Origin of the sequence: Synechococcus sp. CS-1328 (genome assembly GCF_025128095.1) — a bacterium.
Lineage (GTDB): Bacteria > Cyanobacteriota > Cyanobacteriia > PCC-6307 > Cyanobiaceae > CBW1002.
This window is the reverse complement of record NZ_JAHLYT010000060.1, coordinates 43,917-69,196: the sequence shown is the minus strand read 5'-3', so window position 1 is coordinate 69,196 and position 25,280 is coordinate 43,917. Positions and strand designations below refer to the sequence as shown.

Sequence of the window (25,280 nt, the reverse complement as noted above, 5' to 3'; positions counted from 1 at the left end):
GTGTTGAGGCCATCGCGTTCAGCCTTGAGGGCATCACGTTCTTTGGAGAGGCCGTCGCGCTGGGCGGTGAGTTCCTGCTGCTTGGTGATGAGGCCATCGCGTTCAGCCTTGAGGGCATCACGTTCTTTGGAGAGGCCGTCGCGCTGGGCGGTGAGTTCCTGCTGCTTGGTGTTGAGGCCATCGCGTTCAGCCTTGAGGGCATCGCGTTCCTTGGAGAGGCCGTCGCGCTGGGTGGTGAGTTCCTGTTGCTTGGTATTGAGGCCATCGCGTTCGGCCTTGAGGGCATCACGTTCTTTGGTGAGGCCGTCGCGCTGGGCAGTGAGTTCCTGCTGCTTGGTGCTGAGGCCATCCCGTTCTGCCTTGAGGGCATCGCGTTCCTTGGTGAGGCCGTCGCGCTGGGCAGTGAGTTCCTGCTGCTTGGTGCTGAGGCCATCCCGTTCTGCCTTGAGGGCATCGCGTTCCTTGGTGAGGCCGTCGCGCTGGGCAGTGAGTTCCTGTTGCTTGGTATTGAGGCCGTCACGTTCCGCCTCGAGGGCATCGCGTTCCTTGGTGAGGCCGTCGCGCTGGGCGGTGAGTTCCTGTTGCTTGGTGTTGAGGCCATCACGTTCAGCCTTGAGGGCATTGCGTTCAGCCGCAACGGTGCTGATCTGATCGAGTGCCTGTTGGAGTTGTTCCTCCAGGAGTCGTTCACGGTCTTGTTCCAGCAGGATCCATGCCTCTCCCCCCTGCGGCTGAGGGTTGTCTGCTGATGGCTGGAGGCAGTGGTGCCTGAGCAGGACTGGCCACGCTTCGAGATCCCCCTCTGCCTCCAGACGTGGAGGTGGCACCACAAGCTGGGAGAAGCGCTCCAGCCAGCTGCTGCCGCCCTGCAGCAGCGGCAGGGCTTCGACGCCGTAGGCCACCAGAGCGCCTGGACCCTTCAGGAGGTCATCCCCGCTGCTGCGGCCTCGCTCCTCCCAGGCCGCGAGCAACGCATCAAGCCGCCGCAGGGGACGCAGTTCCAGCGACTGGAGCCGCAGGTTCGGGTAACGGCCCTGCAGGGCATCTAGCCCGGTGGTGCCGTTCTGGCGGGCGTCGTTGTAGCGATACCAGCAGGTCTCACCTGTTTCCGATCCCAGCAGTTCACAGCACACAGTGAGCGCACTGGCGGGGTTTTCCGCTACCTGCCGATGCAGCTCTTCCACCTGTTCGGGATCCGCTTCCACCACCAGCAGTGGCTTGCCCAGCCGGGCCAGATCCAGGGCAACGGCTGCGCCGCCGCGACACACCAGTACCAACCAGCCAGCGCTGTGGAGGTTGGTCAGGGCCTCCAGTCGCAGGGCGGCGGGTGCTGGGGCAACGGGGCTGAGGGTCAAGGCGGCTTGCCGTGTGCCCTGAATTTACGGCGCCCAGCCATTGGGAGCCCCAGATCCGGCCGCAGACGACTGAAACGTGCATACGCTGATCCCAGTTCCCTGTGCTGGGGCCATGTCGCTTGCATCTGCGGCCCTGCTGCCTGATGCGCTGGCACCGTTGCAGTTTCCGGTCGATCTGCAGCTCACCCCGGAGCAGTTTGCCGCTGTGTGCGCCGCGAATCCTGAGGCTGTTTTGGAGCTCAGTGCTGATGGCCATCTCATCCACATGACCCCCACTGGCGGCGAGACCGGTGCTCGCAACAGCGTTTTAGTGGTCCTGCTCGGCCTGGCCGTGCGCACCAGTGGGCTTTCTCTCAAGCTGTTTGACAGCTCCACGGGTTTTCGCCTGCCTGACGGCTCCGTCCTCAGCCCCGACGCCTCCTTGGTGCGCCTGGAGCGTTGGCAGGCCCTCACCGCCGCCCAGCGCCGTGGCTTTCCGCCACTCTGTCCCAATCTGGTGGTGGAGCTGGCCAGCCCCAGCGATGAGGGGCCTCGTGGCCTTGAGGCCCTCCGGCAGAAGATGGCGGCTTACCAGGCCAACGGTGCTCAGTTGGGCTGGCTGCTGATCCCCGAGCAGCAGGCCGTGGAAATCTGGGGGGCCAGCGGGGGCCTGCAGAGGATCGAGGCCGCAAAAGAGCTCAGGGGTGGCAACCTCTTCCCGGGTTTGCGGATCGACCTGCAGGAGATCTGGCAGGGGTGAATCCAGCCCCCGTGAAGCGATTGGATCTCCCTAATCGCTTCATGGGGTGAAGTGATTAGGCTGGCGCGATGGATGGCCTCTGGATCTGGCAGCAGCCCGATTGGCCTTGCTTCCGCTGGGATGCGAGCCGTTTGCAGCCCCTGTTGGAGCGGGCGCGAGCTTCGCGAGAGCACCTGCTGCAACAACTGCAGGGCCTGGATCCCCCCTTGAATCGGGAGGCTGTCTCAGCCCTGCTCGGGCGAGAAAGTCTCGGCACCGCCGCTATCGAGGGGGAGCTGCTGGACGCGGCCCAGGTGCGTTCCTCGATCGCCCGCCGGTTGCGTCTCCCCCTGGGAGAGGGCCAGCCCATGGCCACCCCCCAGGTGGAAGGCCTGCTGGATGTGCTGCTGGAAGCCACGAGCCAGTTGGATCGACCCATCACCCTCAAGACCCTGCACCACTGGCATCGGCGCCTGTTTGCTGCCGGTCCCGACGGACTGCGCTCCATCCGCATCGGTGAGCTCCGTGATCAGGCGCCGATGCAGGTGCTGTCCGGCGCCGTGGGCCGCGAGCGGCTGCACTCCGAAGCGCCGCCCCGCTACCAGCTGGAGGAGCAACTCGAAAGCCTGCTGGCCTGGATGGCGCTGCCCCCTCAAGGTCTCAATGGGCTGCTGCGTGCGGGCCTGGCCCACCTCTGGTTCCTCACCCTCCATCCCTATGAAGACGGCAATGGCCGCTTGGCCCGGGCATTGACCGATCGCCTGTTGGCCCAGGCTGTTGAGCCACCAAGTCACGAGGAGCTCCATGGCCGGGCTCTGGGTCTTTCGGCCCGGATCCTGCGAGAGCGGCAGGGCTACTACACCGTGCTGGAGCGGTGCCAACGCGGTGATCTGGATGTCACCGCATGGCTGGTCTGGTTTCTGGAGCAGCTGGCTGAAGCAGCAGCGGCCAATGGCGCCGTGATCGATGCGGTGCGCCGCAAGGCTACCTTCTGGTGGGCTCACCGCCACAGCAGCTTCAATCGCCGGCAGCAGAAGCTGCTCAACCGGCTGCTGGATGCCGAGCCCGAGGGCTTTCAGGGAGGCATGACCCTTCGCAAGGCCATCGGCCTCACCAAGGTGAGCCGTGCCACCGCCTGGCGCGATCTGGCGGATCTGGTTGCGGCAGGGGCGATCGAACCCATCGGTGAGGGCCGCAGCCGTGCCTACCGCATCCGCCTGTGATGAAGCCGGCTCTGAGCTGCAGCGATGACACCCGGAGATCCCCCTAAGGTGAGGTCAAATGACTACTTGGTCTTCTAGCCATGAGGACTGTGACACTGGCGGCAGCCAAAGCGAGGCTCTCCGCTCTGCTGGACGCCGTGGAAGCCGGAGAGGAGGTGGTGATCACCAGGCGCGGCAAAACCGTTGCCCGTCTGGTGCCGGATCAAGGTTCCCGCGTTGATCCATCCATCGCCTGGAGCGCTCGGCTGCGGTGTTTTCAGCAGGGCCAGACCAATCTGCAGGCCTCTGCTGTTGATCTTGTGCGCGTTGTCCGTGAGGACAGCTGAATGAACGATGCTGATCCATACATGGACACGTGCATCCTGGTGTCTCTTTTCCTGCCGGACAGTGGCAGTGATCTGGCCCTCCAATGGCTCAACCGGCAGGAATCTCGCCCCATCTGGCTGAGTCATTGGTCTTGGCTGGAATTTGCTGGGGTGCTTGCGCTCTGCTGCCGCCGTGATGAGCTCGATGTGGGTCGGGTGCAGGTGGTCCATCAGGAAGCGGATGTGTTCCGCCGTGAGTGTCTCGGCTTGGTGGAGCCCGTCGGTGCCGATTTCTTCCAGGCACGGCTATGGATGCAGCTGAACCCTCAGTCTGGTTTGCGCAGTGCCGATGCTCTGCATCTGGCGATTGCCCAGCGTGCGCAGCTGCAATTGCTCACCGCCGACCGAGCCCTGCTGCAGGCCGCTGCACAGTTGAGCATTTCTGGCGTCGCTTACATCGCTCAGGCTCAGTCGTCGGTTACCCAGCGGTAGCCGAAGCCTGGAACGGCCGTGGCCGGGCCAGGTAGTTCCTCCAATGTCCAGCCCTCCGCCAGCACCACAGCGCAGATCCAGCGCTCCAGGGCATGGGCGAGGGTGCCATCGGTCTGGCCGGCTTCCGGCGCAAATGCCTTCAGAGGGAAGGGGATCTTCAGCAGGGAGCGCAGGGCCTCCAGCCGGCCCGCCATCATGCTGCCGGCCACGAACCGCTGGCCCAGGAACCAGCGGCCGCTCAGGTTCCCTTGGCGAAGCAGGGGTAGCAGATGGGCCGCATTGCGGTTCAAGGCCACCGTGGTGGGCAGGAGGGTGCCGCTCGGGGCCAGCAGACCCAGCTCCGGATCCCGGCTGAGTCGATCGCCGAGCTGGCTCAGCAGCTCCCGAGCCAGCAGGGACTCCACAAGATGGCCGCCCCAGCCCTCCCCCAGCTCCAGATGGGGAGAGGCCTTGGTGTGCAGTTTCACGAAGGCCCCATGGCCGCAGTCCAGGGCCGCCGGCAGCAGGTGCCTCAGAAAGGGGGCGATGTCGCGCCCCCGGTTCGCCACCCCGAAGATTCGCACCCGTGGCCAGCCCAGCAGGCGCAGCAGCTCGGCGGCCTCCTCCAGTTGGGGCTCCGGGGTGCTCAGGTACAGATCCAGGGCTGGAAGTCCGTCGCTGGCTCCACCCGCCGCAAGGGGCCGCAGCATCGACTCCAGCCGATCCAGGTAGAAGCCATGGATCAGCAGGGCCAGATGGCTCGGATGTGGCTCGCCCCAGCTCCTTTCATCCACCTCTGGCTCAGGGGCCGTGGATGGAGCTGGCGCCAAGGCAGGCGGCGGTGGTGAAGGGGCCTCAGCTGTTCCCTGATCCCACCAGTGCCGATGGGCTGGCCAGTTCTCCAGCAGCACCGGCGCCTCGCGGCGCCCGTCGTGCCACAGCTCAGACCAGGCACTCGCCAGCTCCAGCCATTCCCGGTAGCGATCCGCGTCAGCGCCGGGATGACCGCTTTCCTCCTCGGCCTTGGGAGTCCGCACCGCCGGAATCCACAGCTCCGGGGGCAGCGGCCGGTAGTGGGCCTGATGCAGGCAACGCTCGTAGGTGATCGGCTCCGTTGGCCCGGTCGGCTCGGCGAGGGTCTCCACGGCCCCATCAAAGCCAGGGACGCTTGCAGGGGCGGTGGTCTGGCTGGGGTGGAGCAGCAGGGGCGGATCGGCCGTTCCCCCTGCCGTGCGGACGCCACACTGCAGGGCCAGCCGCAGCCGCTGCGGGCTGTACTGGGGATGGCTGAGCCGCTCTGGCTCCTGCAGCACCAACAGGGGCCGTCCGGCCAGACGCACTGCCTGGGGGTGGGCCAGGAAGGGGGCCAGGGCGGCGGCTGCCTGCTCCTCGCCCCGGGGGGTGAGGGGCTCACTCAGGTGGCAGGTGAGGCAAAAACTCAGGTTCTGCGTCTGTCCCTGCAGCAGATCCGCCAAGGGAAGGGCTGGGCTCAGCTGGCCCTTGCCATCGAGAGTCACCGCCAGCAGCCAGCCGCCGATGCCCCGCCGGCGGGCCTCGTCCACCAGGGCCTCACCCTGGCTCAGTTCTGCGGGATCAAGGCGGCAGAGCCACCGTGCCATGGCGTTCTGGGACTCGGCCGTTCCTCGCCAGCATGGCCTGCTGCCCAGGCGGCCTGATAATGCAGGCCATCCGCTGCTCTGCCACGTGCCGCATTGGTTCTCTCCGTTTCCCCTGCCGGAGTTGGCGGTGGCCCAACTTGAGCAGGCTGGCCTGGAGCCCGTGGCGGAGCTGCCGGTGGAGCCGGAGGAGCCTCTGCTCCTCCTTTACGACACCCCCGATCGGCTCCTCGCCAGCACCGATCTGGATGGCCTTGCCCTGCTGGATGGTTACAGGGCCCTGCTGGCGGCTCCTGCCACCTCTCCCCGCCTGACGCTGTGGCGCCTGGCCGCCCTGGATGCCGAGCCGCTGGGCAAGATCCTTTCCGGAGATCCTCCACCGGAACTTTCCGCGGACCTTGCTCTGCCCGACCCGGAGCCTCTGGCGGCTCTGGTGACCGGGGCCCTGTGCCGGTCAGTTCCTGGCCTGCTCGATGCTTATCTCGACTTGGAGCTTCAGGCTCTGCTGGGCGGAGGGGAGCCCGATTCCGCCTATCTGCGGCGTCTGCAGACCGGTCTTTCATCTGAAGGGCTGCTCCAGGCTTGGCGGTCGCCCGGGGCTCTGGCGCTGGAGGCGGCGGATCTCCGGGGGCAGCTCGACCAGTCGAGCGGAATGCTGGAGGACACACAGAAGGCGTTGGCCGAAGCCAACCAGAAGCTTGAGGAGCAGGACACCGCCCTCATGGAAGCGCGCGAGGAGGCCGAACTCACCCTGCTGCAGCTCCATCAGGTGCAGGAGGAGCTGGAGCACTACTTCCTGCTCTCACGCAGTCAGTACGCCCTGCTCGAGCGCCACGAGGAGCTTGAGCAACGCAGTGAACGGTTGCTCGTGAGCCTCAGGCCGGGGGGCTGATCGCCGCAGGCTGCAACTCCTGCTCCAGGGCCTCCAGCAGGCGGCGGTGCACTTCAAGCCGCAGGGTGGGTTCGCGCAGTTCGCTTCCCAGCAGGTTCGATTCCGTTTCTCCGCCCTGTTGCTCGATCACCCGCTGCAGCAGTTGGCGGTACTCCTCAGATCCCGGATCGATCAGCAGGCCCTCGATCAATAGGCTTTCTGCTGCCGCGTTGTTGTTGTCGGCGAGCAGGGCCTCCGCCTGGCGGCAACGTCTGGCCCGTTCCGCCGGAGGGCCGTAGAGCTGCACCATCTCGTCGGCCATTGCCATCAGCATGGAGTCGTCCGCCGTGGCGGCCAGCTCGCGCCAGAGGGGCACCGCCTCCTCCATCCTCTCAAGGTGCACCAGCGCTCGGGCCTGGTTGTCCCGCAGCCAGGGGGAGCTCCAGCCCAGCTGCAGGCACCGTTCCACCAAGGCCAGCGACAGTTCGGGTTGCTGCCCTTCGCGGCTGGTGATCACTTCCCGCAGGGCCCACTCCAGGGGGCTGCCAGTCTCGCTGGGTTCGCCCTCCAGATGCCGGGGCGGCCAGCCCCGCTGCAGGCAGACCTGCTTCAGCGGCTCCAGCAGGCCGTTCCGCATCAGCTCCACCATGTCGGCGGCCATGCCAGCACAAGCCGCGTCTGGATGCTGGCTCAGCTCCTGCCAGATCTGGAAGGCTTCCTCCTTGCGCTCCAGGCCCACCAGCGCCCGGGCGCGGTTGTCGTCCAGCCAGGGGCTGCGCAGGCCCTGCTCCTGGGCGGCGGTGATCAAGGCCAGGCTCAGAGTGGCGTTCCCGTCCTCCCGCAGCTGGATCGCCTCTTCCAGGCAGGTGTTTTCAAGTTCCTCCCAGCCTTGGGTCGCGCCTTGCAGCCGATCAGAAGAGCGCTCAGCTGCCTCCAGCACCCCACAGAGTTGAGCGGCCACGGTTGTGAGTTCAGCGTCCTTGTTGGCGGCGTCACCAGTTTCCGTGTCACCGGTTTCCGTGGCGGCGTTCTCAATGGCGGAAGGCTCGGATCCCAGCGACGAGGCCATGGCCTCGGCGGTGCCGGCCACGGAGGTCTCAGGATGTGCTTGCAGCGCCTGCCAGATGGCCAGGGCAGCCTCCTCGTCCCCCAGAACCAGCAGCGCCCGGGCGCGATTGTCCTCCAGCCAGGGGCTTGCCAGTCCACTGGTCAAGGCCCGCTCGATCAGCCCAAGGCTGAGCTGCGCTTGGCCCTGCTCCCGCAAGCCGATCACCTCCTCCAGGCAGAGCTGTTGCAGGTCGTCCTGGCTGCTCAGTCCTGTGCGCAGCCGTTGCGGGTTCCACTGGCGCTCGAGCAGCCAGAGGATCAGTTCCCGGCCCTGGGCTGCTGGTGTGTCCTTGCCGCCGCGGCCTTCGGCAGGATTCGTCTCCATCGCGTCCGTGGATGCCAATCGGGATCGAGCGACACTAGGGCCGTCTCTCCTGCGATCTGCATGGATCTGGCCAGCCTCAGTGCCCGGCTCACACCACTCGAGCAGGCTGGAGCCACCGCCGAGCTGGTGCGCGAAGGCATGCGCCTGCTGGCTGTGATCCCAGCAGGCTCCCTTGAGGAGGCGTACCTCACCTATCAGGTCGGCAAGGCGCAGACTGTCCTGTCGGCCTGGCAGGAGGCCCTGCCGCTGTTGCGCCGAGCGGTTCGGCTCCGCCCCGATCTCGCCCATGCCCATTACCTCCTCGGCACCTGCTTTGCAGGCTCGAAGCAGTGGCCGGCTGCCCTGGAGGCCCACCGTCGCTCCTGCGGGCTCGACCCAGGCTTCGCCGAGGGCTGGTTTGAGCAAGGGCGGGCCGCGTTTGAACTCGGCGATCTCCGCCAGGCGCTGGCCTGCTTCAGGCAGGCCGAACGGCTGGATCCAGTGTCGGCCTGGGCCCGTAGTCAGCGGGTGCGCACCGAAGTGCGGCTGGCTCTGGCGGCGGGGAACCTGGATCAGGTTGTCGCTCTGATCCATCAGGAACTGCTGCAACAGCTTCCCCAGTCCTTGGTGCTCCAGGAATGGATCACCCTCGTCTGCGATTGGATCCTGGTGGGTGATCTGGCTGGCTCCTGGTCGCTCAGCCAGGCGCTCGCGATCGATGGTGGCAGTGTGGAGGCATGCTCCCTTCCCCTGCCGCGCCGGCCGGCCCTGGTGCTGCAGGTGGTGATCGGACTGCTTGATCCCATCCGTTTTCAGGAGGCGCAGGCCGCGGCTCCAAGGCTGCAGGAACTGCTCTGGATGTCCAGTACCGCGGTCGAGGCGGCCCTCTGGAGCGGTGGGTTGCAATCTGTGCTTGGAATGCTGCTCGGCCGCCTCGCCGCAGCGGCTGGTCTGGCTTCGGCAAAGGGTGCGGCCTGCGTTCCTCCGCAGCAGCAGCCTGTGCTGCGAGTGCTGCTGCAGGCACTGGCGGCAATGGCCCCCTCCGAGGCTCGCAGCAGTGCCCTGGGGCGTGATCTCAGCGCGCTGGAACCGGCAGACCGCTGGCATCGTGCCGCTGCCGATGCGTTGGCTGAGCCGCTGGCGGCCCTGGCGCCGCCGCCAGCGGGGGCCATCGATGCTCCCTTCGTGCAGGCCGCGGCTCGGCTGGCGCTCGCCCAGCACGATCTGGAAGCGTTCCTGCCAAAGCTCGAACCGGTGTGGGTGGAGGGCGGCACGCTGTTGCGGCGCCGTCCCTCCGATGCGCGCCCCCGTCGCTGGCTCGATCTGTCGCTCTGGTGGCTGAATAACCTGGCCATGCAGCGGCCCACTCGCCTGTTGGTTCAACCCGGTCGTTTGCCGGAGGCTTTGGCACTGAGGGAACGGGGCCTGCAGCAGCTGCTCTCCGGATCCACCGGTTTCACCCAGCTTGATGGCCAGCGGCCGGCACCCCTGGCGTCGCGCAGCCGCGGGCACTGGCTGCTCGTGGCCAACGACGACCTGCCCCAGTGCTTTCTCTATCGGGTGGAGCAGAAGCGCCAGCAGCTGGAAAGCCTTGGTTGCTGCGTGGAGATCCTCCTGCGCGATGAGCTCATGGGCTGGGGCTGGTCTGAACGCCTGCTCTGGGCCGATGCGGTGGTGGTCTGCCGCATGCCCGCCAGTTATCCCGTGCTGCGCTTCCTGGGCCAGGCACGCCGCTTTGGTGTGCCGATCTACTACGACATTGATGATCTGGTTTTTGATGCGGAGCATTGCCCGCCTCCCCTGGCCACCTATGGCGGCACCATCGATCCAGTGATGCACCGCAGCTTTTCGCTGGATGTGCCGTTGTTTCGTGTGGCGATGGAGCAGGCGGATGGATTGATCTTCTCCACCCGCACCCTGGCGACTCGCTGGCTGGCGATTAGTCAGTCGAGCCAGCAGGTGATGGTGCTCCCCAACCTGGCGCCGCCGGAGCTGCTGCGCCAGGCCCGCCCGCCGAGAACCCGCCGCGAAGGGGCGCTGCGCCTTGTCTTCGCCAGTGGCACCAAGGCCCATAAACAGGTGTGGAAAGAGGAGCTGGCACCGGCCCTGGCGGCCGTGATGGCGGCCAATCCTTCCGTGCGGCTTGATCTGCTGGGCCATGTGGATCTGCCGGATGTGCTGCTGACCCATGCGAGTCGCATCCGTGCAGTGCCTTACTCCAGCTACGACCGTTACCTGCAGCAGCTCGGCCAGGCGGATATCGGCTTGGTGGTGCTTGAACCGGGGGTGTTCACCGATGGCAAGAGTGCGATCCGCTGGATGGAACTCAGCCTGATGGGCGTGGCGGCCATCCTCAGCCCCACGGCCACTTACCGCGAATTGGTGGAAGAGGGGGAGCATGCCCTCTACGCCCGCGGCCACCGCCAGTGGGTCGAGGCGATCCAGTCCCTGCTTCAGGATCCTGAGCGCCGCACCGCGATGGCGGAACGGGCCCATCACCATGCCCAGGCCTGCTTTGGATTGCACCAGGCAGCACCCTTCTGGCAGCCCCTGATCGCCAATCCCCAGCCTCCGGCCACTCGCCGCAGACGCCTGCTGGTGATCAATGTGTTTTTCTCGCCCCAGTCGGTGGGGGGTGCCACCCGGGTGGCGCAGGATCAGGTGCAGGCAGTTCTGGAGCGGGCCGGCGACCGCTACGACGTGACCGTGCTCTGCGTGGACAAGGAGCCCTGGCAGGAGTTTTCCCCCAGTGCCCAGGGTGACCTGGGGGCACTACCGCTGGATGTTCACGACTGGCATGGTACCCGGGTCGTGCGCCTGGGTCTGCCACCGAAACCCTGGAGCTGGCACCACGATGGTGAGGTGGAGCGCTTCTGCCGCTGGTGGTTCGCACGGGAGGGGTTCGACCTCATCCATGCCCATTGCCTGCAGGTGCTCACCGCCGCCCCGCTGCGGATCGCTGCAGACCTTGGCATCCCCTATCTGGTCACCCTGCACGACGCCTGGTGGCTGAGTCCGCTGCAGTTCCTCACCACGCCCGATGGCCAGCCGGTGGATCCGGCCGACCCGCTAGGCCATGAGCCCGCCGGCGCAAGCCGCGATCCACTGGCCGTCGAGAAAGCGATCGAGCGAAGCAACGACCTGGCGGATGTTCTGGCGGGGGCATCGGCTCGCCTGGCAGTCTCCGAATCGTTTGCCAATCTCTACCGCCAGGCTGGCATTGCCGCTGTGGAGGTTCTCGAGAACGACTGGACGCCGATGGCGACCCTCTCCCGTCCGCGCCGGCGCTCCGATGCTCCGCTGCGCCTCTGCCATGTGGGAGGGATGGCTGTGCACAAGGGCTTTGCCGTGCTCCGTGCCGCCGTGCTGCAGCTCCCCCAGCCAGGTCTGGAACTCACTGTGGTGGATCACAGCCTTGAGGAAGGGGCGGAGGGCTACACCACCCACTGGAATACCACCCCTGTGCGGTTCGTGCCACCGGTTTCCATGGGGGCGATGGCCTCGTTCTATGCCCAGCAGGATGTGCTGGTGGCTCCCTCCATCTGGCCCGAAAGCTATGGCCTGGTCACACGCGAGGCCCTCAGTGCCGGTCTGTGGGTGATCGCCAGTGCCATCGGCGCCCTGGCCGATCCGATCGAAGACGGCGTGAACGGCAATCGAGTGCCGCCGGGGGACCCCAGGGCTCTGGCGGCCGTGCTGGGCGATCTGCAGAAGAATGGACGTCTTCCCCTGAAGCCAGCTGGATCCAGCGCCGCAGATGCCAGGGGTGCACTGGCCGGTGCTGCCATGGCCAATGGTGCGATCGAAACACTGCTGCAGTACTACAACCGCAGCAGCTGAGTCCATTCTTTCTGCGGCTTAATCCTCCACCTTCTGATTGTCACGCGCTGGTATGTCGTCTCCCGATCTCGATCGTTTTCGCCTGGCTTCTCGGGCTGTCGGAGCCTCACTCCAGGCCTCGACCCCCTCCGAGCCCGCTCGTGACCCGGTGGAGATCTGGAAGGGAAGCTTTCTCGCCCTGTTCGGTTCCCCGATTGACACTCCCAAGGCCTTGTCCCTGTCGCTGGTGTGCGAAACCCTGAAGGGTGTCTTCGAGGTGCGACAGGCCTGGACACCCCAGTTGCATCGCCACTCCTCTGTTGTGGTGTCGGCAGGGAAGGGGGCTCTCTATGACCGGCAGAGCGGTCTGGCGTTGCCGGGTTCCTATCTGCGCCGCATGCCCGATGGGATGCAAGCGCCCCATTGCATGGATTTTCATCTGGAACCCCGTTGGCAATGGGGGGATCTACCCATCCTGGAGCGTGCTCTGTATCTACCGTTCAACCACTACGACAACTTTGGCCACTTCGTGACGGAGACGATCTCCTACCTCTGGCCGTTCCTGGAGCCGTGCCCTTCAAAGACTCCGATTCCCGTGCTGTTGTCGATGGGGAAGTCTGAGGGTCTGGTGAGTCAGGTGTGCTCCTTTATGGACAATGCTGGTTATACGCCCGTCTTCGACGTTGATCTCCCGGCTCTCTATGGTGTGGCTGAACTCCTCTTGCCTGAGGCCACGCTGCATTTGCATTCCATGTCTTCAACGGCCTATCTGCGCACAGCGGCCGCCTTTGGAGACTGGGTGATTCAATCGGCCGCGACCGAGGACCTGCCTGCCGAAGTGCTGGATCGTTTGTATGTGTCGCGCTCCAGGTTGGCCGGGGACGTGCGCCAGGTGGAGGAGGAGGCTCTCCTAGAAGAGCGGTTGGCCACCTTGGGTTGGACGATCTATCACCCCCAGCTTCATTCCCTGGCTCACCAGGTGGCCACCTATCGCCAGGCTCGCTGTGTGGCAGGTTTTGAGGGATCGGCTCTCCATGCGCTGGCCATGGCTGGTTTTGGCCAGAGGGGGCAGGGGGTGATTGTGCTGGGTGATCTTGTGTCACCAGATTATCTTCTGCAGTTTTCGGCTCAGCAATTGCCGGGTTTCTACCTCTATTGCACCCAGCCCGAGGGAGGGTTCGGTGGAGAGGGGGGATTGCATCTCCGCCGCCGCTCCCTGCTCGCCTCCGTCGATGTGGTTTCACAGATGCTGGAGGCCCTGGCATCGAGTTTCTGAATCTGAGCTTGCTATTCCAGTCAGGGGCTGCAGCTGTTGCGGTTCGGATCCTTGGCGGTTGGTAGACTGGCTCCAGAGAACATGTGTGCATGGCTTCCATCAGTCTCGATCTCGGCTGTGGCTCGAATCCTCAGAATCCTTTCAATGCCGATCTTCTATTCGGGGTCGACTCGATGCGAACCGCCAGCTCCGATGGGAAGCTCGTGGAAGTCCGCAAGGCCGATCTGGCGGTGGAGGCGATTCCCTTTGCCGAAGCAATGTTTGACCACGTCACTGCCTATGACTTCATTGAACATGTGCCTCGTCTGATTTATCTCCCTGGGGGCGCGCGTTGCTGCTTCGTGGAGTTGATGAGTGAGATCTATCGTGTGCTAAAGCCAGGAGGAACATTCTATTCCTTGACTCCCGCTTACCCGAGCCCGAAGGCTTTTCAGGACCCAACCCATGTGAATATCATCACGGAAAGCACGTTCCCGGATTACTTCTGCGGTGCCACGCCCTGGGCCAGGGCCTATGGGTTCTCCGGTCTGTTCTCCTTGGAGTCGCAGGAGTGGGTCGATGCTTCCCATCTCTCCTGCACGATGTGCAAGCGGATCTAGGCAGCCATGCTCCGCTCGCCCAAGTGATTCTGCAGGGCTGAGCGGAGCGATTCAGGCGTGACCTGATTCATGCAGCTGTGCTCAGGCAGTTCACAGCTGGCCGGTGCATACTGCTGCTCCAGGCACAGCGAGCAGCTGGCGGTGCTCTGGCTCACCCACACATTGCGGCTGCGGGGTGCCCACAGATCCCGCGGGCTTGCACCAACCCCTCCATGGTCGGTCCCGAAGATCGCCAGCGTGGGACAGCCGGCCGCCGCCGCCAGGTGCAGGGGGCCGGAATCCACTGCAAGGCAGAGCTGGCTGTGCTGCAGCGCCCCCACCAGTTCGGGAAGGGTGAGTTGACCCCTCAGGTCGCGCAGCGGCAGATGCGTCAACAGTTGCAGTTCCAGCTGGTCACCGGCACGTTCAGCCGTGGCGGGGGGCGGGCCGCCGATCAGGCCGATCGCCTGTGGGGCCAGACCCCAGTCGGTCTGCAGATGCTCCAGCAGCGTCAGCCAGTGCTGCAGCGGCCAGAGTTTGGCTGGTCGCTCGCCATTCACGGCGATCAGCACCGGTGGCAGCCCGGCAGGGGGGGCGGCCTGGGGTAGCTCGACCCGCTCGAACTCCGTGTTGACCCAGGCCACGCGGCAGTGCAGCTCGCGGATGCTGTTGCTGTGGATCCATCCCGAATAGCGCTCCACCAGATCAGCGCGGGCCCAGTGGGGGTCGAGGGCCAGCTGTTGCAGCGGGTGGTCGCCCGCCGGAATCGGCGCGGCCCCCACCACATAGCGGGGGGCTAGGGCGCTCACCCAGCTCAGGGTGTGGGGACTATGCCCATCGGCATTGATCACCAGGTCAGCGCCCCGCAGGCTCCTCAGTTGCGCAGTGGCGTCCTCTGCCTGTTCGGCCAGGGGAAGGCTGCGGTTGATCCACGGGTTGCCGATCTCCAGTTCGCTGGTGCGTCGGCTGCCCACGTAGGTGAGGTCGGCGCCCCGGTATTTCTCCCGCAGACCCCGCAGCAGCGGTTGGAGCACTACATAATTACCGAGCTTGGCGGCACCCAGCACCACGATCGTGGGCGTGTCCCCCAGGGGCTGATCGCAGAAGCGCTGCATGGTGGAGGAGCAGGCTGTCACAGCACCCCGATCGGCTCTGTTGTAGGACGCAGACACTAGGCGCCGCTGCAGGGATGGCAGGCAAGCAACGACTGGACCAGGAACTGCTTCGGCGCGGACTGGCCACGAGCCGCCAGCAGGCGCAGCAGTTGATCCGGGCCGGCCGGGTGCGCAGCGGCGATCAGATTCTTGACAAGCCCGGTGTGGCGGTGAAGGCCGACCTGCCGCTGCAGGTGGAGCACCCGCCTCGCTTTGTGTCACGGGGGGGAGAGAAATTGGCCGGTGCCCTGGAGCAGCTGCCGATCGCGGTGGCGGGGCGGGTCTGTCTGGATGGGGGGATCTCCACCGGAGGCTTCACCGATTGCCTGCTGCAGCATGGTGCTTCGCGGGTGTACGGGGTGGATGTGGGCTATGGCCAGACGGCCTGGAGCCTGCGCACCGATGAGCGGGTGGTGCTGATGGAGCGCACCAACCTGCGCCATCTCCAGCCCGCTGATCTCTATGGCCCCGAAGACCCCTGGCCCGATCTGGCCGTTGCCGACGTGTCGTTCATCTCGCTCAGCCTGGTGCTGCCGGCCCTGCGGGGGCTGCTCACCCCTGAGGCCGAGCTGGTGCTGCTGGTCAAACCGCAGTTTGAGGTGGGGCGAGAGCGGGTGGGCAAGGGCGGTGTTGTGCGCGATCCAGCGGCCCAGGTGGATGCGATCGAGCGGGTGATTGTCGCTGCGGCCACGATTGCATTACAGCCGGCTGGGCTGGTGGGCTCGCCGATCACCGGGCCTGCCGGAAACCATGAATATCTGCTCTGGGTGGCCAGTCCAGGCCGGTTGCCAGCCGATCCGGCTATCCCCACCGCTCTGGCGGGGGGCACGGCTGAAGAGCGGCGTCCGGCCCTGGAGCAGGTGGTGCGGGACACCAGCGCTGGACCCCTGAAGCGGAGGGCAGCGCTGGATTGAGGCGCGCGAGGGACTCAGATGGCGCCGCTGTCGCGTTCGCCGGTGCGGATGCGGATCACCGACTCGATCGTGCTCACGAAGATCTTGCCGTCGCCGATCTCGCCGGTGCGGGCCGCATCCTGGATCGCGGTGACCACGGTGTCGACCTGGCCGTCGTCCACCACGATCTCGAGCTTGAGCTTCTGCAGGAACTCCACCGTGAACTCAGAGCCGCGATAGCGCTCCACCTGACCCTTCTGACGGCCGAAACCCCTGACTTCACTCACGGTCATGCCGACGATGCCGGCATTCACCAGGGCGATCTTGACGTCCTCAAGCTTGAAGGGACGAATGATGGCCTCGACTTTTTTCATGGAAGCTGCTGGGGCTGTTTGAAGTCTCTCAGGAAAGGCCCCGGAGAGGAGGAAACATGTCCATCAGACCCGAGCTTTGGTGGGTTCGCCGTAGCAATCGTTACGGCTCTGGGCTGGGGTGGGCCGCGTTCGAGCGGGTCGCATCGGTATCATCCGAAACCCCTGACAGGCCCGGCGCTGGAGCCTGTCGTTTGCCGCCTCAGCCCCGTGACAGCCGCCTCTCCCAACGCGATCGCCACCGGCCCCGCTGCCGCATCAGCCTCCCCTGACGAACAGACAGGTACCCCCCGCTACGGCGAGCGGGCCATCGCCGAGGCTGAGCTGATCTGCTTTGACAATCCCCGGCCGGGGCGGGCCTATGAGGTCTCGATCGAGCTGCCGGAGTTCACCTGCACCTGCCCCTTTTCCGGTTACCCCGATTTCGCGGTGCTGCGGCTTCTGTACCAGCCTGGCCCCCGGGTGTTGGAGCTCAAGGCCCTGAAGCTCTATGTGAATGCCTACCGCGATCGCGCCATCTCCCACGAGGAGGTGGCCAACCGCATCCTCGACGACCTGGTGGCTGCGGCCGAGCCGGCCTGGATGGAGCTCCTGGCCGATTTCAATCCCCGCGGCAACGTCCACACCGTGGTGCGGGTGTCCCATGGCAGTCGTCAGGCCTGCTGAGCGCCAGACGACGTGTCCAGATCCAGCTGGACCAGCAGGGCCGGCAGCTCCTGCGAGAAGGCCGTGAGGTTGCGGTTGCACAGCCCGGCAACATGCAGGCGACCTGGATGCTCGCTACCGAGCCTGTTAGAGATCTCGCTGCTCCCTTCCGGTTCTGAGGATTCCGCGATCGCCCACAACTGGCGGGTGGCGATCAGGCTGGCCGCGCCGCCGGCCAGGGCAATCGCGAAGCCTGTGTAGACGAGCGGCACACCAGGGTCTCGCTTCAGCAGGATGCCGCTGGCAGGCAGCACGCTGTCCACCCTGACGGGCAACCCCTTGACCTCCTGGGCGGGGCCGCCGGGCACCAGCTGGGCCAGGCTCTGGCCGTCGGGCCCGAAAACCTGCACCGGTCCCTCCTCGCTGCTGAGGCTGAGCAGAACGGGCTCCGATCCATCCGGCCGGGTGGGCAGCACCAGGCCCCAGATCTGCTCACCCAGTTGCGGGAAGCTCTGCAGTGGCAACTGCAGCAGAGGGCTGCGGCCCAGCTGCACCGTGATGGCGGCCAGGGCCCAGTCGGCCTGGTACAGGGTGATGCCGCGGTAGCGCAGCGGGTGGTTGACGCTGATTTCGGCTTTTTTGACGCTGAGCTCGCCGGTGGCTGCATCCCCGGGGTTGAGCAGGCGCAGTTGCGAGCGGAACTGCTCCGGCCGGCCGGCAGGATCGCGCTCAATCGCGAAGGTATCCAGGGCGAGGGTGAGCTGGCTGTGGCCGCGGCTGTCGAGCAGCTCCAGTTCTCTTCCCGGTGCCAGGAACTGCTCCTGCCGGTGCCCCCCCAGGGAGCCCCAGGCGGCGCCCACCATCAGCACCACCATGCCTGCATGCACCAGGAGCGGGCCGATCCGCCCCAGGACCCCCTTGCGGGCCGCCAGGCGGTCTGGATGGCGTTGCAGCTGCCAGCCCTGCTGGGCGAGCAGATCGGCCAGACGATCGAGGCCCTGCTGCGGCTGGGCCAGGCTCACGGTTTCCGCCACGCTGAGCTTGCTCAGCTGCCGCGGCGAGCGGTAATCGATCCAGCGCAGAGCCGCCATCAGGGCCGGCCATTGCCGCCGCCAGCTGCACAACAGCAGGGCCAGACCCAGCCAGGCCAGCAGGGCGAGGAACCAGTTACTGGAATAGACGTGATCGAGCTGCAGGCCCAGCACGCCGTCGCCGTTCAGCAGCCCCAGCCAGGGCTGATTGTCGTAGATCCGGTGATACAGCTCGGCGTTTTCCTGCTGCGGGATGGCGGTGCCGATGCCGCTGGCGATGGCGATCACCACCAGCAGGCCGATCGCCAGACGCAGATCGGCCAGAGCCGCGATCAGGCGTTGCAGGGTTCGCGTCGGGCCGGTGGCGGTGGCGGAGCTGCCGGTCATCAGAGGTGGCTCAGCAGGGTGAGACCGCCGGTGGTGATCAGCAGCACACCGCTGATCGTCGGAATCCACTGGCCGATACGCCGCAGCCGCAGCAGGCCCGGCAGGCTGGCGGCGGCGGTGCCGGCCAGGAGCAGCGGCAGCACCTGTCCGGCACCGAAGCAGGTGAGCAGGAGCATGCCGGCAAGGGGACGGCCGCTCTGGGCCATCCAGGTGAGCAGCACCGCCAGCACGGGTGTGGTGCAGGGGGTGGCGGCCAGGCCAAAGGCGAGGCCGGCGGCCAGGGGGGCCAGCGGAGCCGGCACGCGGCGGCGCCAGCGCTCCGGATCAGGCCCGGCCGGCATCGGCAGTTTGACAACGCCTAGCAGATTCAGGCCCATCACCAGGGCCACCACCGCCACCAGCAGGGGCAGCTGACTGGGCATCTGGCCGTAAAGACGCCCCAGCAGACCGCTGGCCAGCCCCAGTAACACCAGGGCCGCCACGATGCCGCCGGCAAAGCTGACGCTGCGCAGAACCGGCAGAACCGGCCGGGCCAGCGGATTGACCGATGGCGTACCGAAACCGGCCAGGTAGGCGAGGGTGACCGGCAGCAACGACAGCGAGCAGGGCCCCAGGCTGGTCAGCAGGCCGGCTCCGAAGACCAGGGCGAGGGTGAGGGGCCCGGGCTGCTCGAGGGAGTGGCTGAGCAGATCTTCGCTGGCACGGGCCCAGTCGGCCAGGGACAGCCCGAGGCTGGTCATACGGGTGCAATGGGCGGGACTGGCCCGCCTGGGCTACGGAGATTGATCTCAGCCTATCGGGGCAGGTTGACGCTCCCGCCTCCTGCGGCGCGGGGCTTCAAGGCCGCTGCTCTCCAGCGAGCAGCGGATCAGCAGGCCTGCCACCAGCAGGCTGGACAGCAGCGAGTTGCCGCCGTAGCTGATCATCGGCAGCGGCAGGCCGGTGGTGGGCATGGCGCCGCTGGCCACGGCGATGTTGAGAATCGACTGGCCCACCAGCAGAGCAGTGCAGCCGATCGCCACCAACCGTTGCTGGTTGCTGCGGCAGCTCAGGGCCACCCGCAGCCCCACGAATCCGAACAGCAGCAGAAACAGCAGCAGCACCACCGATCCCACATAGCCGAATTCCTCGGCGAACACCGCGAAGATGAAATCGGTGGATTGGATCGGCAGGTACTGCAGCTTCTGGGTGGAGAGGCCATAGCCCTCGCCCAGAACCCCGCCCGAGCCGATCGCCATCAGGCTCTGCACCAGCTGATAGCCATCGCCCTGGGCGTCCTTCCAGGGATCCAGGAAGGAGGTGACCCGAAGCCGCTGGTACTCATTCACCAGGATGCTGGCGGTGCCGAGCAGGCCTCCGGCCGCGGCGGCACCGAGCAGCAGCCGCAGCGACAGGCCACCGGCCAGGGCGATCAACCAGAGCAGCAGGCCCAGCAGGGCAGCGGTGCTGAGGTTTGGCTGCTTCAGGATCAGCAGGATCAGGGCTCCGAAGACACCGATCCAGAGCAGTTTCTGATCGATGCCGATGCGGCGCCAATGGGAGAACAGGGCGGCGCCCTGGAGCACCACGAAGGGTTTGACCAGTTCCGAGGGCTGAATCTGGAGAGGGCCGATCACCAGCCAGCGGCTGGCCCCGTTCACCGTGCTGCCCACAACCAGCGTGGCGGCGATCAGCACGCCGCCGATCAGCAGTGCTGGCGCGGCCAGCCGCAGCCAGCGGCGCAGGTTGGTGCTGATGCCGAGGTAGAGCAGCCCCCAGCTCGCCACCATCCAGATCACCTGGCGTTTGACATAGAAGGCTCCATCTCCCATCTCCCGTTCTGCCACCCACCAGCTGGCCGAGGTGAGTACCAGCACCCCCACCAGACTCCAGAGGGCCACGAAACCCAGTACCAGCCGTGCTTCTGCTGGCCACTGGGCCCACGGCAGGGGCAGCAGCCCTCTCGGGCCGATCCGAGTGGCGGCAGCGCTGGGTAGGGCGCCGCTGCCACCGCTACTGCCTCTGCCATCGTCACCACTGCCACCGCCACCACTGGTGCGGCGGGATCCTCTGGAACGGGAACCGGTCAACGTTGCAGCGACGGAGGCTCCCCATTCAGCCGGTCCACCCCCTGGTTTGTCGAGAGCCTGACAACAGCCCTGACCATCAAGGCCGCTTCCAGACCATCAAAAAAGCCCGGCGTTGGCCGGGCAGAGGCTGTGTGGGGGGATGGTGCAGGTCAGGCTGTCAGTTGCCGACGTTCTGCTGACGGCGACCGGTGGCCAGTTCGACCTTCAGAATTTTGCCCCCCTGCTTCATGATTCGCTGCTGTTCAGCGAACCAGCTCTCGAAGGGCACCCACTTGGTGAAGTAGGTGTTCTGCAGTTCCCGTTGGCTGCGTGCCTTTTCAGGGCAGGGGATGCAGGCCGTGATCTTGAACAGACGCATGGGGGATCCTCGCGAGGGTGTACCGCAGCAGGGATCAGTTACCCAGGCCGGAGCTGATGTAGTCGAAGTACACGCCCATCTCGCGACCGGCATCGGAACCCACCAGCGCAGCTGTGGATTCCTTCATGGCCTGGATGGCCTGCACGGTGGCACCGATCGGCACACCCAGGGAGTTGTAGGTCTCCTTCAGGCCATTGAGAACCCGCTCATCCAGGATGGAGGTGTCACCGGCCAGCATGGCGTAGGTGGCGTAGCGCAGGTAGTAATCCATGTCGCGGATGCAGGCGGCATACCGACGGCAGGTGTACATGTTGCCGCCCGGACGGGTGATGTCCGAATAAAGCAGCGACTTGGCCACAGCTTCCTTGATGATGCCCGAGGCATTGGCGCTGATGGTGGCAGCAGCACGGACGCGCAGCTCACCGCTGGCGTAGTACTGCTCAAGACGGCCCATGGAGGAGCCGTCAAGGTAAAGACCCTGGACGTCAGCTTGATTGATGACGTTGGTGATCGCGTCTTGCATGAATCCTGAGTGTGAAGCGGTGGATGAAGGACGAATGCAGCCTCAGGAGAGGGCGCCGACGACATAGTCGAAGTAGGTGCCAGCTTCTTCGGCATCGGAGCCGGGCAGCATGCTGGCGGCGACGGCCTTCATCTCGCGCACGGATTCAGCCATGGCATCGAGGGGGACGCCAAGGGACCGATACATTTCACGGGCGCCGATGATGCCGATCTCTTCGATCGGAGTGACATCACCCGCGATGATCCCGTAGGTCACAAGGCGCAGGTAGTAATCCATGTCGCGCAGACAGGAGGCGGTCATCTCCTCGCCATAGGCGCTGCCGCCAGGGGAGATGCAGTCGGGGCGCTTTTGGAAAAGCTGGCCGCCGGCCTGCTTGACGATGCGCTCACGGCTCTCGCTGAGGACCTGGGCTACGCGAAGACGACGCTGACCGCCGCCAACAAAAGCCTTGATCTGGTCGAGTTCGCCAGGGCTGAGGTAGCGGGCTTCGGCGTCCGCGTTGATGATCGAGTTGGAGACGATGCTCATGCAGTTCTGCCTCGAAACAAGCGGTCGCCTGAGAGGAGACCGGTATCCGGTGGGTGGGTTGGGAGTCCACACAGCCACGATTCAGGGCAGACCGGGTTCAGGGGTCGTGCTGGACTGAGATTCGCTGCTATGTGGGTGCGGACAGATTGCCTGACCGCCCGCTTATTCTGCGGCAAGCCTCCCAGTCTTACCGGCTCCCGGTAACAGTTCTTCACGGCGGCTCTTTTTCGCAAATCCCTTGGCCCGTAAGGGCTTTCGGCGGAGTTGTTGATATGCGTATGTGTGTGGATGTGTTTCTTCTCGGCCGTAATCTGGCTTGAATTCGTCATCGCATGCTCTCCCCCCTTTTTTAAGGGCGCATAAAAAGCCCACCCCTTGCAAAAGGGGTGGGCTCACAGTTCAAATCTGCTCGTCTGGTCGCTCTGCAGCGGCCGCCGCTGCAGAGCGGGGTCAGATCGCCCCTTTCGGTGCTGGTGTCAGGCCGGCGTTGCCGGCATAGAGCGCTGCCGTGCGATTCACGGTCTCCAGCGGGATGCCGTCGCTGGTGCCCAGGCCTCTGATGTAAGGCACCGTGTCTCGACCGAACGCTTCGGCGTAATGGTCGCTGGAGAGCAGTGCCTCCACCGCGCTGAGCAGACCACTCCGCACTCGGGTGGCCAGGAATCGGCTCGATTCCTCGGGCTGGGCGGCGCGGCCCAGCACGGCCAGGTGGGCAGCCGCGGCAGCCCGTAGTGGAGCCATGCGGTTGAGCCGCTCCAGAAACAGGGAGCTGGAGGCGATCTGGCCGACAAACTCGGCAACGCTCAGCTGGCCATCTCGCAACTGGGATTCCGCATCCCCAAGCCGTTCGGCGGTGAAGGGAACACGATTGAGCAATTGCCGGTAGCTGGCCTCGATCACCTCCTGCAGCTTGGCTTCGCTGCGCAGGCTGGTGAGTACCACCGGCATGCCAAGGCTTTGGCGACGGCCATAGCCCTGGGGCCGGCCCGGGCGAAGCGCCTGGCGCATCGCTGCTCCGGGCTGGCGTGCCGGAGATGCCACCAGGGTGGTGGACACGGCGGCGGACCAGCTGGGACCCCCAACACTGGGCGCACCAAGCGGTTTGACGGGGCTGGGCACGACACCGCTGCGCCAGGGCATCGGGACGCCGCCGCCGGGCTGCCAACGCGGCTGGCTCCATCGCCGGGTGGGTTCCGGATCCGTGCGGATGGTGGCTGGGCCTTCGACAACGCTGCTGCCGGCCATGCTTTCCCCGCCAGCCACATTGGCGCTCCAGCCACCGACGATCACCTGGCGGCGACCGGGCAGGTTGCGGGGCACCAGATCGCCCACGGTCTGCAGGCGCTGAGACGGTGGCACGTCGGGGCGCTTGGCCGGAGTGAGATCAGCAACCGCGGCGGCATTGAAGGCACGCCTGAGGGCCGGAACACGACGGGCATTGAGATCGGTCGCCGTGATGAAGCGCTCGTAGGGAACGGTGTCTTCTCCGAAACTCTGGCTGTATTCAGGGCTGTTGATCATGGCGTCGACCACGCCATAGAAACCCTTGCGGGCTGCCGTGTCGAAGTAGGCGTTGATCTCCCAGCGACCGAAGGTGGGCCGGCCGAGGATGCGGCGATGCATCACCTCAATGGCCTTGGTGATGTAGAGGCCGCTCCAGTAACGGCGGCGGAACGCATCCGAGCGGGCCACCTGGCGAATGAATTCGCGCAGGCTGATGTCGCCGTTTTCGAGTTTGATCTCCTCCACCTTGGTGGACTCACCGGCATAGCCGGTGGTGCCGAGGATCTGGACATAGACCGCACGGATCACGGCCTGGGTGCTGGCTTCGGTGCCACGGATGCTGGGCTGCCCACCGCGCCGGGGCACGGAATTGCCACCGGTGGCGATCTGCTGTAGCCGCACCACCTTGGGACCGACCCGGCGAGGGGTGGCCTTGCGGAACTGAGGGCTGTCCATCTGACCGGGCTGGCTCATGCCATTGCCGATCAGGATGCGGCGCGCGTCGTAAGCGAACGGAGCCGGACGCGTGGCCACGTTGGCCGTACCTGACGGGAAGATAGCGCCGTAGTTGAGGCCGAGCGGATCATTCCCCCCGCCGTAGGGGTGTTGATCGCCGAATGGCTGTCGGTAGGAGGCGTAGAGGGTGATGTACTGCGGGGCTCCTTCAAACGGAGCGCTGAAGCGGAACAACTTGCGGTGCGACCCCCAACCGGCGCTCTCCTGGGCTTCCTCGCCGAGATCGCGCAGGTAGGGCACGGTCTCTTCACCGAAGACGCGGGCGTACTCCTGAGTGTTGATCAGCGAATCGACCAGGCCGTTCAGCCCCTGGGCACTGACGATGTCGAAGTAGCGGGTGAATTCCTCTTTGGAACTCAGGCCTCGGCCGAGGAAGTGGCGGAATGCCAGTTCAACTGCACGGCTGTTGGAGAAGCGGCCATAAAACTGTTGGCGATAGTCCTTACTCCGGCCCAGGGCACGGATGAACTCGCGCATCGAGATCTGGCCTTGCCGCACCTGGGTGGCTTCCACAGGGCAGACCACCTGGCTGTAGCCCTTGACGATGTCGCGCTCAAACACCTGGCGGTAGGCGGCGCGGATCACCTCAGCTTTCTGGGCGCCAGTCATGCCGGGCTTCATGTTGAAGCGCTGCGCACCTTCGGCGGAGAGGGCATAGATGGCGGGCAGTTGCAGCCCCTGGTTCTCGGGGCTGCCGAGCCGTTGGCGAGCCGAGGGCGTGGGCACCTCCAGCTCCTTGAGCAGCACGTTGAAGTAATCGATCACCAGCTGGCGAGCCTCAGGCTCGCCCTTGAACAGCCCGGCAGCGGCGGCCCGCATCTCCTGAAGGGCCACATTCGTGGCCGCCAGCGAACAGGCTTTTTCGAGGATGTCCCGCAGGCCGCGGGTGTTCACCGCCAGGATGCTGGGATCGCCGGCTACGACGGCATAGCCGACGTAGCGCAGGAACCAGGCCATGTCGCGGACCGATTTCTTCATCCGCTCGGTGCCATAGACAGCAACCGAGATCGGGTTAAAGCCCGTGGGAAGGATCACCCGCACATCGGCGTCGCCGCCGGCGCCATCGAGCAGGCGACTGATCAGGTTGCCTCTGCTGGCGGCGGCTCCGGCACCGGTGAAGGTCTGCACGGAACGCTGGAAAGCGGCCTGGTCGGCAGCGAGAGGGGTCTCGTCGCCTCCGCTGCTGAGGGGCGCATCCAGATAGGAGAGGGGCGTGCCGCCCGCAAAGATGCGGTTAGCGGCCTTGGCCACGATCGTCTGAGCATTGGCGGCGATGCGCCGGGCCACAGCTACTCGGATCTGACCGCTCTGGAAGAAGGTGATCAGGCTGTCGAGTTCCCCGCCGTCGGGGAATCGGTCCTGCTGCTCCGCCTGACGGACGCTGGAGAGCGGCAGGGTGTCGTAGAGCTGGGGTGTGACCCTGGTGCTGCCGCTGCTGGCGGTCACGGTCATGAACGAGAGCGAGCCGGGCTGGGACAACTTACGGCTGGCCCTGCGGGCCACCGGGAGCCCATGAACAAATGTTTGCAGCCCCGTGGTTTGACCCCGTGCAGCGGCGGCGGACCAGAAGCGGCCACGGCGCCCCTCCGGCCCGTGACGAACCCGATGCGATCCCTTCCGTCCGGGCTGGACGCCATGAAAAGCTCGGCCCCACTCCCC

At 65.8% G+C, this 25,280-nt stretch carries 22 protein-coding genes; 10 read left to right on the top strand and 12 right to left on the bottom strand.

Annotated elements, in window-relative coordinates; translation table 11 throughout:
- Positions 1-1,355: hypothetical protein (locus tag KQ310_RS11500; protein WP_259721882.1), on the bottom strand; the 1,355-nt coding region annotated here is incomplete at its 3' end.
- 112 nt (positions 1,356-1,467) lie between these two features.
- Here KQ310_RS11500 and KQ310_RS11495 point away from each other — a divergent pair.
- From KQ310_RS11495 to KQ310_RS11480, 4 genes are all read left to right on the top strand, one after another.
- Positions 1,468-2,094, top strand: a complete 627-nt coding sequence (locus tag KQ310_RS11495) for a Uma2 family endonuclease (protein WP_259721881.1) — start codon at positions 1,468-1,470, stop codon at positions 2,092-2,094.
- A gap of 68 nt (positions 2,095-2,162) precedes the next feature.
- The gene (locus KQ310_RS11490) at positions 2,163-3,296 is read left to right on the top strand and encodes a Fic family protein (RefSeq protein WP_259721880.1); all 1,134 of its coding nucleotides are present in this window, start codon (positions 2,163-2,165) and stop codon (positions 3,294-3,296) included.
- Positions 3,297-3,376: 80 nt separating this feature from the next.
- Entirely contained in the window at positions 3,377-3,622 is a 246-nt protein-coding gene (locus KQ310_RS11485; protein ID WP_259721879.1) for a type II toxin-antitoxin system Phd/YefM family antitoxin, read from the top strand.
- Between the two features lie 21 nt (positions 3,623-3,643).
- Positions 3,644-4,093, top strand: a complete 450-nt coding sequence (locus KQ310_RS11480; RefSeq protein WP_259721878.1) for a type II toxin-antitoxin system VapC family toxin — start codon at positions 3,644-3,646, stop codon at positions 4,091-4,093.
- Here KQ310_RS11480 and KQ310_RS11475 read toward each other — a convergent pair.
- On the bottom strand, positions 4,069-5,691 hold the full coding sequence (locus KQ310_RS11475; protein ID WP_259721877.1) for a rhamnan synthesis F family protein: 1,623 nt from the start codon (positions 5,689-5,691) through the stop codon (positions 4,069-4,071). The two genes, KQ310_RS11480 and KQ310_RS11475, sit on opposite strands and share 25 nt — an antisense overlap.
- Here KQ310_RS11475 and KQ310_RS11470 point away from each other — a divergent pair.
- Entirely contained in the window at positions 5,690-6,580 is an 891-nt protein-coding gene (locus tag KQ310_RS11470; RefSeq protein WP_259721876.1) for a hypothetical protein, read from the top strand. The genes KQ310_RS11475 and KQ310_RS11470 overlap by 2 nt on opposite strands.
- On the opposite strand, the gene KQ310_RS11465 is transcribed toward KQ310_RS11470, so the two are convergent.
- Entirely contained in the window at positions 6,564-7,991 is a 1,428-nt protein-coding gene (locus KQ310_RS11465) for a hypothetical protein (protein ID WP_259721875.1), read from the bottom strand. The two genes, KQ310_RS11470 and KQ310_RS11465, sit on opposite strands and share 17 nt — an antisense overlap.
- Positions 7,992-8,051: 60 nt before the next feature.
- Between KQ310_RS11465 and KQ310_RS11460 the strand changes: the two genes are divergently transcribed.
- The 3 genes from KQ310_RS11460 (at position 8,052) to KQ310_RS11450 (ending at position 13,664) form a co-directional block, all read left to right on the top strand.
- The gene (locus tag KQ310_RS11460; RefSeq protein ID WP_259721874.1) at positions 8,052-11,810 is read left to right on the top strand and encodes a glycosyltransferase; all 3,759 of its coding nucleotides are present in this window, start codon (positions 8,052-8,054) and stop codon (positions 11,808-11,810) included.
- 52 nt (positions 11,811-11,862) lie between these two features.
- A complete protein-coding gene (locus tag KQ310_RS11455) occupies positions 11,863-13,065 on the top strand; it encodes a glycosyltransferase 61 family protein (protein ID WP_259721873.1) in 1,203 nt (400 codons plus the stop codon).
- Positions 13,066-13,154: 89 nt separating this feature from the next.
- A complete protein-coding gene (locus KQ310_RS11450; protein WP_259721872.1) occupies positions 13,155-13,664 on the top strand; it encodes a class I SAM-dependent methyltransferase in 510 nt (169 codons plus the stop codon).
- On the opposite strand, the gene KQ310_RS11445 is transcribed toward KQ310_RS11450, so the two are convergent.
- Positions 13,661-14,758, bottom strand: coding sequence for a glycosyltransferase family 9 protein (locus KQ310_RS11445; RefSeq protein WP_259721871.1), 1,098 nt, complete (start codon positions 14,756-14,758; stop codon positions 13,661-13,663). The genes KQ310_RS11450 and KQ310_RS11445 overlap by 4 nt on opposite strands.
- 74 nt (positions 14,759-14,832) lie before the next feature.
- Between KQ310_RS11445 and KQ310_RS11440 the strand changes: the two genes are divergently transcribed.
- Positions 14,833-15,711, top strand: a complete 879-nt coding sequence (locus tag KQ310_RS11440; protein ID WP_259721870.1) for a TlyA family RNA methyltransferase — start codon at positions 14,833-14,835, stop codon at positions 15,709-15,711.
- Positions 15,712-15,725: 14 nt separating this feature from the next.
- Here the strand turns inward: KQ310_RS11440 and KQ310_RS11435 are convergent, their stop codons facing one another.
- The gene (locus KQ310_RS11435; protein ID WP_259721869.1) at positions 15,726-16,064 is read right to left on the bottom strand and encodes a P-II family nitrogen regulator; all 339 of its coding nucleotides are present in this window, start codon (positions 16,062-16,064) and stop codon (positions 15,726-15,728) included.
- A gap of 231 nt (positions 16,065-16,295) precedes the next feature.
- Here KQ310_RS11435 and queF point away from each other — a divergent pair, with 231 nt between their 5' ends.
- On the top strand, positions 16,296-16,727 hold the full coding sequence (gene queF, locus KQ310_RS11430; protein WP_259721889.1) for a preQ(1) synthase: 432 nt from the start codon (positions 16,296-16,298) through the stop codon (positions 16,725-16,727).
- On the opposite strand, the gene KQ310_RS11425 is transcribed toward queF, so the two are convergent.
- From KQ310_RS11425 to KQ310_RS11395, 7 genes are all read right to left on the bottom strand, one after another.
- Positions 16,715-18,124: a cytochrome c biogenesis protein ResB gene (locus tag KQ310_RS11425; protein WP_259721868.1), complete on the bottom strand. Its 1,410-nt coding sequence runs from the start codon at positions 18,122-18,124 to the stop codon at positions 16,715-16,717. The genes queF and KQ310_RS11425 overlap by 13 nt on opposite strands.
- Positions 18,124-18,864, bottom strand: coding sequence for a cytochrome c biogenesis protein CcdA (locus tag KQ310_RS11420; protein ID WP_259721867.1), 741 nt, complete (start codon positions 18,862-18,864; stop codon positions 18,124-18,126). The genes KQ310_RS11425 and KQ310_RS11420 overlap by 1 nt, the downstream gene beginning before the upstream one ends.
- A gap of 48 nt (positions 18,865-18,912) precedes the next feature.
- The gene (locus tag KQ310_RS11415; protein WP_259721888.1) at positions 18,913-20,076 is read right to left on the bottom strand and encodes an FtsW/RodA/SpoVE family cell cycle protein; all 1,164 of its coding nucleotides are present in this window, start codon (positions 20,074-20,076) and stop codon (positions 18,913-18,915) included.
- Positions 20,077-20,350: 274 nt separating this feature from the next.
- Positions 20,351-20,551 (bottom strand): phycobilisome linker polypeptide, encoded by a 201-nt coding sequence (locus KQ310_RS11410; RefSeq protein WP_197156848.1) that lies wholly within the window; start codon positions 20,549-20,551, stop codon positions 20,351-20,353.
- 34 nt (positions 20,552-20,585) lie between these two features.
- Entirely contained in the window at positions 20,586-21,074 is a 489-nt protein-coding gene (gene apcB, locus KQ310_RS11405) for an allophycocyanin subunit beta (protein ID WP_259721866.1), read from the bottom strand.
- 42 nt (positions 21,075-21,116) lie between these two features.
- Positions 21,117-21,602: an allophycocyanin gene (locus tag KQ310_RS11400; RefSeq protein ID WP_259721865.1), complete on the bottom strand. Its 486-nt coding sequence runs from the start codon at positions 21,600-21,602 to the stop codon at positions 21,117-21,119.
- A gap of 450 nt (positions 21,603-22,052) precedes the next feature.
- The gene (locus KQ310_RS11395; protein WP_259721887.1) at positions 22,053-25,073 is read right to left on the bottom strand and encodes a phycobilisome rod-core linker polypeptide; all 3,021 of its coding nucleotides are present in this window, start codon (positions 25,071-25,073) and stop codon (positions 22,053-22,055) included.
- Between the last annotated feature and the right edge of the window lie 207 nt (positions 25,074-25,280).

What these genes read in the sequence shown, in the direction of transcription:
- KQ310_RS11495 (WP_259721881.1), top strand. Translation starts at nt 1,468, where the DNA reads ATGTCGCTTGCATCTGCGGCCCTGCTGCCTGATGCGCTGGCACCGTTG.
- KQ310_RS11490 (WP_259721880.1), top strand. Translation starts at nt 2,163, where the DNA reads ATGGATGGCCTCTGGATCTGGCAGCAGCCCGATTGGCCTTGCTTCCGC.
- KQ310_RS11485 (WP_259721879.1), top strand. Translation starts at nt 3,377, where the DNA reads ATGAGGACTGTGACACTGGCGGCAGCCAAAGCGAGGCTCTCCGCTCTG.
- KQ310_RS11480 (WP_259721878.1), top strand. Translation starts at nt 3,644, where the DNA reads ATGGACACGTGCATCCTGGTGTCTCTTTTCCTGCCGGACAGTGGCAGT.
- KQ310_RS11470 (WP_259721876.1), top strand. Translation starts at nt 5,690, where the DNA reads ATGGCGTTCTGGGACTCGGCCGTTCCTCGCCAGCATGGCCTGCTGCCC.
- KQ310_RS11475 (WP_259721877.1), bottom strand. Translation starts at nt 5,691, where the DNA reads ATGGCACGGTGGCTCTGCCGCCTTGATCCCGCAGAACTGAGCCAGGGT.
- KQ310_RS11465 (WP_259721875.1), bottom strand. Translation starts at nt 7,991, where the DNA reads ATGGAGACGAATCCTGCCGAAGGCCGCGGCGGCAAGGACACACCAGCA.
- KQ310_RS11460 (WP_259721874.1), top strand. Translation starts at nt 8,052, where the DNA reads ATGGATCTGGCCAGCCTCAGTGCCCGGCTCACACCACTCGAGCAGGCT.
- KQ310_RS11455 (WP_259721873.1), top strand. Translation starts at nt 11,863, where the DNA reads ATGTCGTCTCCCGATCTCGATCGTTTTCGCCTGGCTTCTCGGGCTGTC.
- KQ310_RS11450 (WP_259721872.1), top strand. Translation starts at nt 13,155, where the DNA reads ATGGCTTCCATCAGTCTCGATCTCGGCTGTGGCTCGAATCCTCAGAAT.
- KQ310_RS11445 (WP_259721871.1), bottom strand. Translation starts at nt 14,758, where the DNA reads ATGCAGCGCTTCTGCGATCAGCCCCTGGGGGACACGCCCACGATCGTG.
- KQ310_RS11440 (WP_259721870.1), top strand. Translation starts at nt 14,833, where the DNA reads ATGGCAGGCAAGCAACGACTGGACCAGGAACTGCTTCGGCGCGGACTG.
- KQ310_RS11435 (WP_259721869.1), bottom strand. Translation starts at nt 16,064, where the DNA reads ATGAAAAAAGTCGAGGCCATCATTCGTCCCTTCAAGCTTGAGGACGTC.
- KQ310_RS11425 (WP_259721868.1), bottom strand. Translation starts at nt 18,124, where the DNA reads ATGACCGGCAGCTCCGCCACCGCCACCGGCCCGACGCGAACCCTGCAA.
- KQ310_RS11420 (WP_259721867.1), bottom strand. Translation starts at nt 18,864, where the DNA reads ATGACCAGCCTCGGGCTGTCCCTGGCCGACTGGGCCCGTGCCAGCGAA.
- KQ310_RS11410 (WP_197156848.1), bottom strand. Translation starts at nt 20,551, where the DNA reads ATGCGTCTGTTCAAGATCACGGCCTGCATCCCCTGCCCTGAAAAGGCA.
- apcB (WP_259721866.1), bottom strand. Translation starts at nt 21,074, where the DNA reads ATGCAAGACGCGATCACCAACGTCATCAATCAAGCTGACGTCCAGGGT.
- KQ310_RS11400 (WP_259721865.1), bottom strand. Translation starts at nt 21,602, where the DNA reads ATGAGCATCGTCTCCAACTCGATCATCAACGCGGACGCCGAAGCCCGC.
- KQ310_RS11395 (WP_259721887.1), bottom strand. Translation starts at nt 25,073, where the DNA reads ATGACCGTGACCGCCAGCAGCGGCAGCACCAGGGTCACACCCCAGCTC.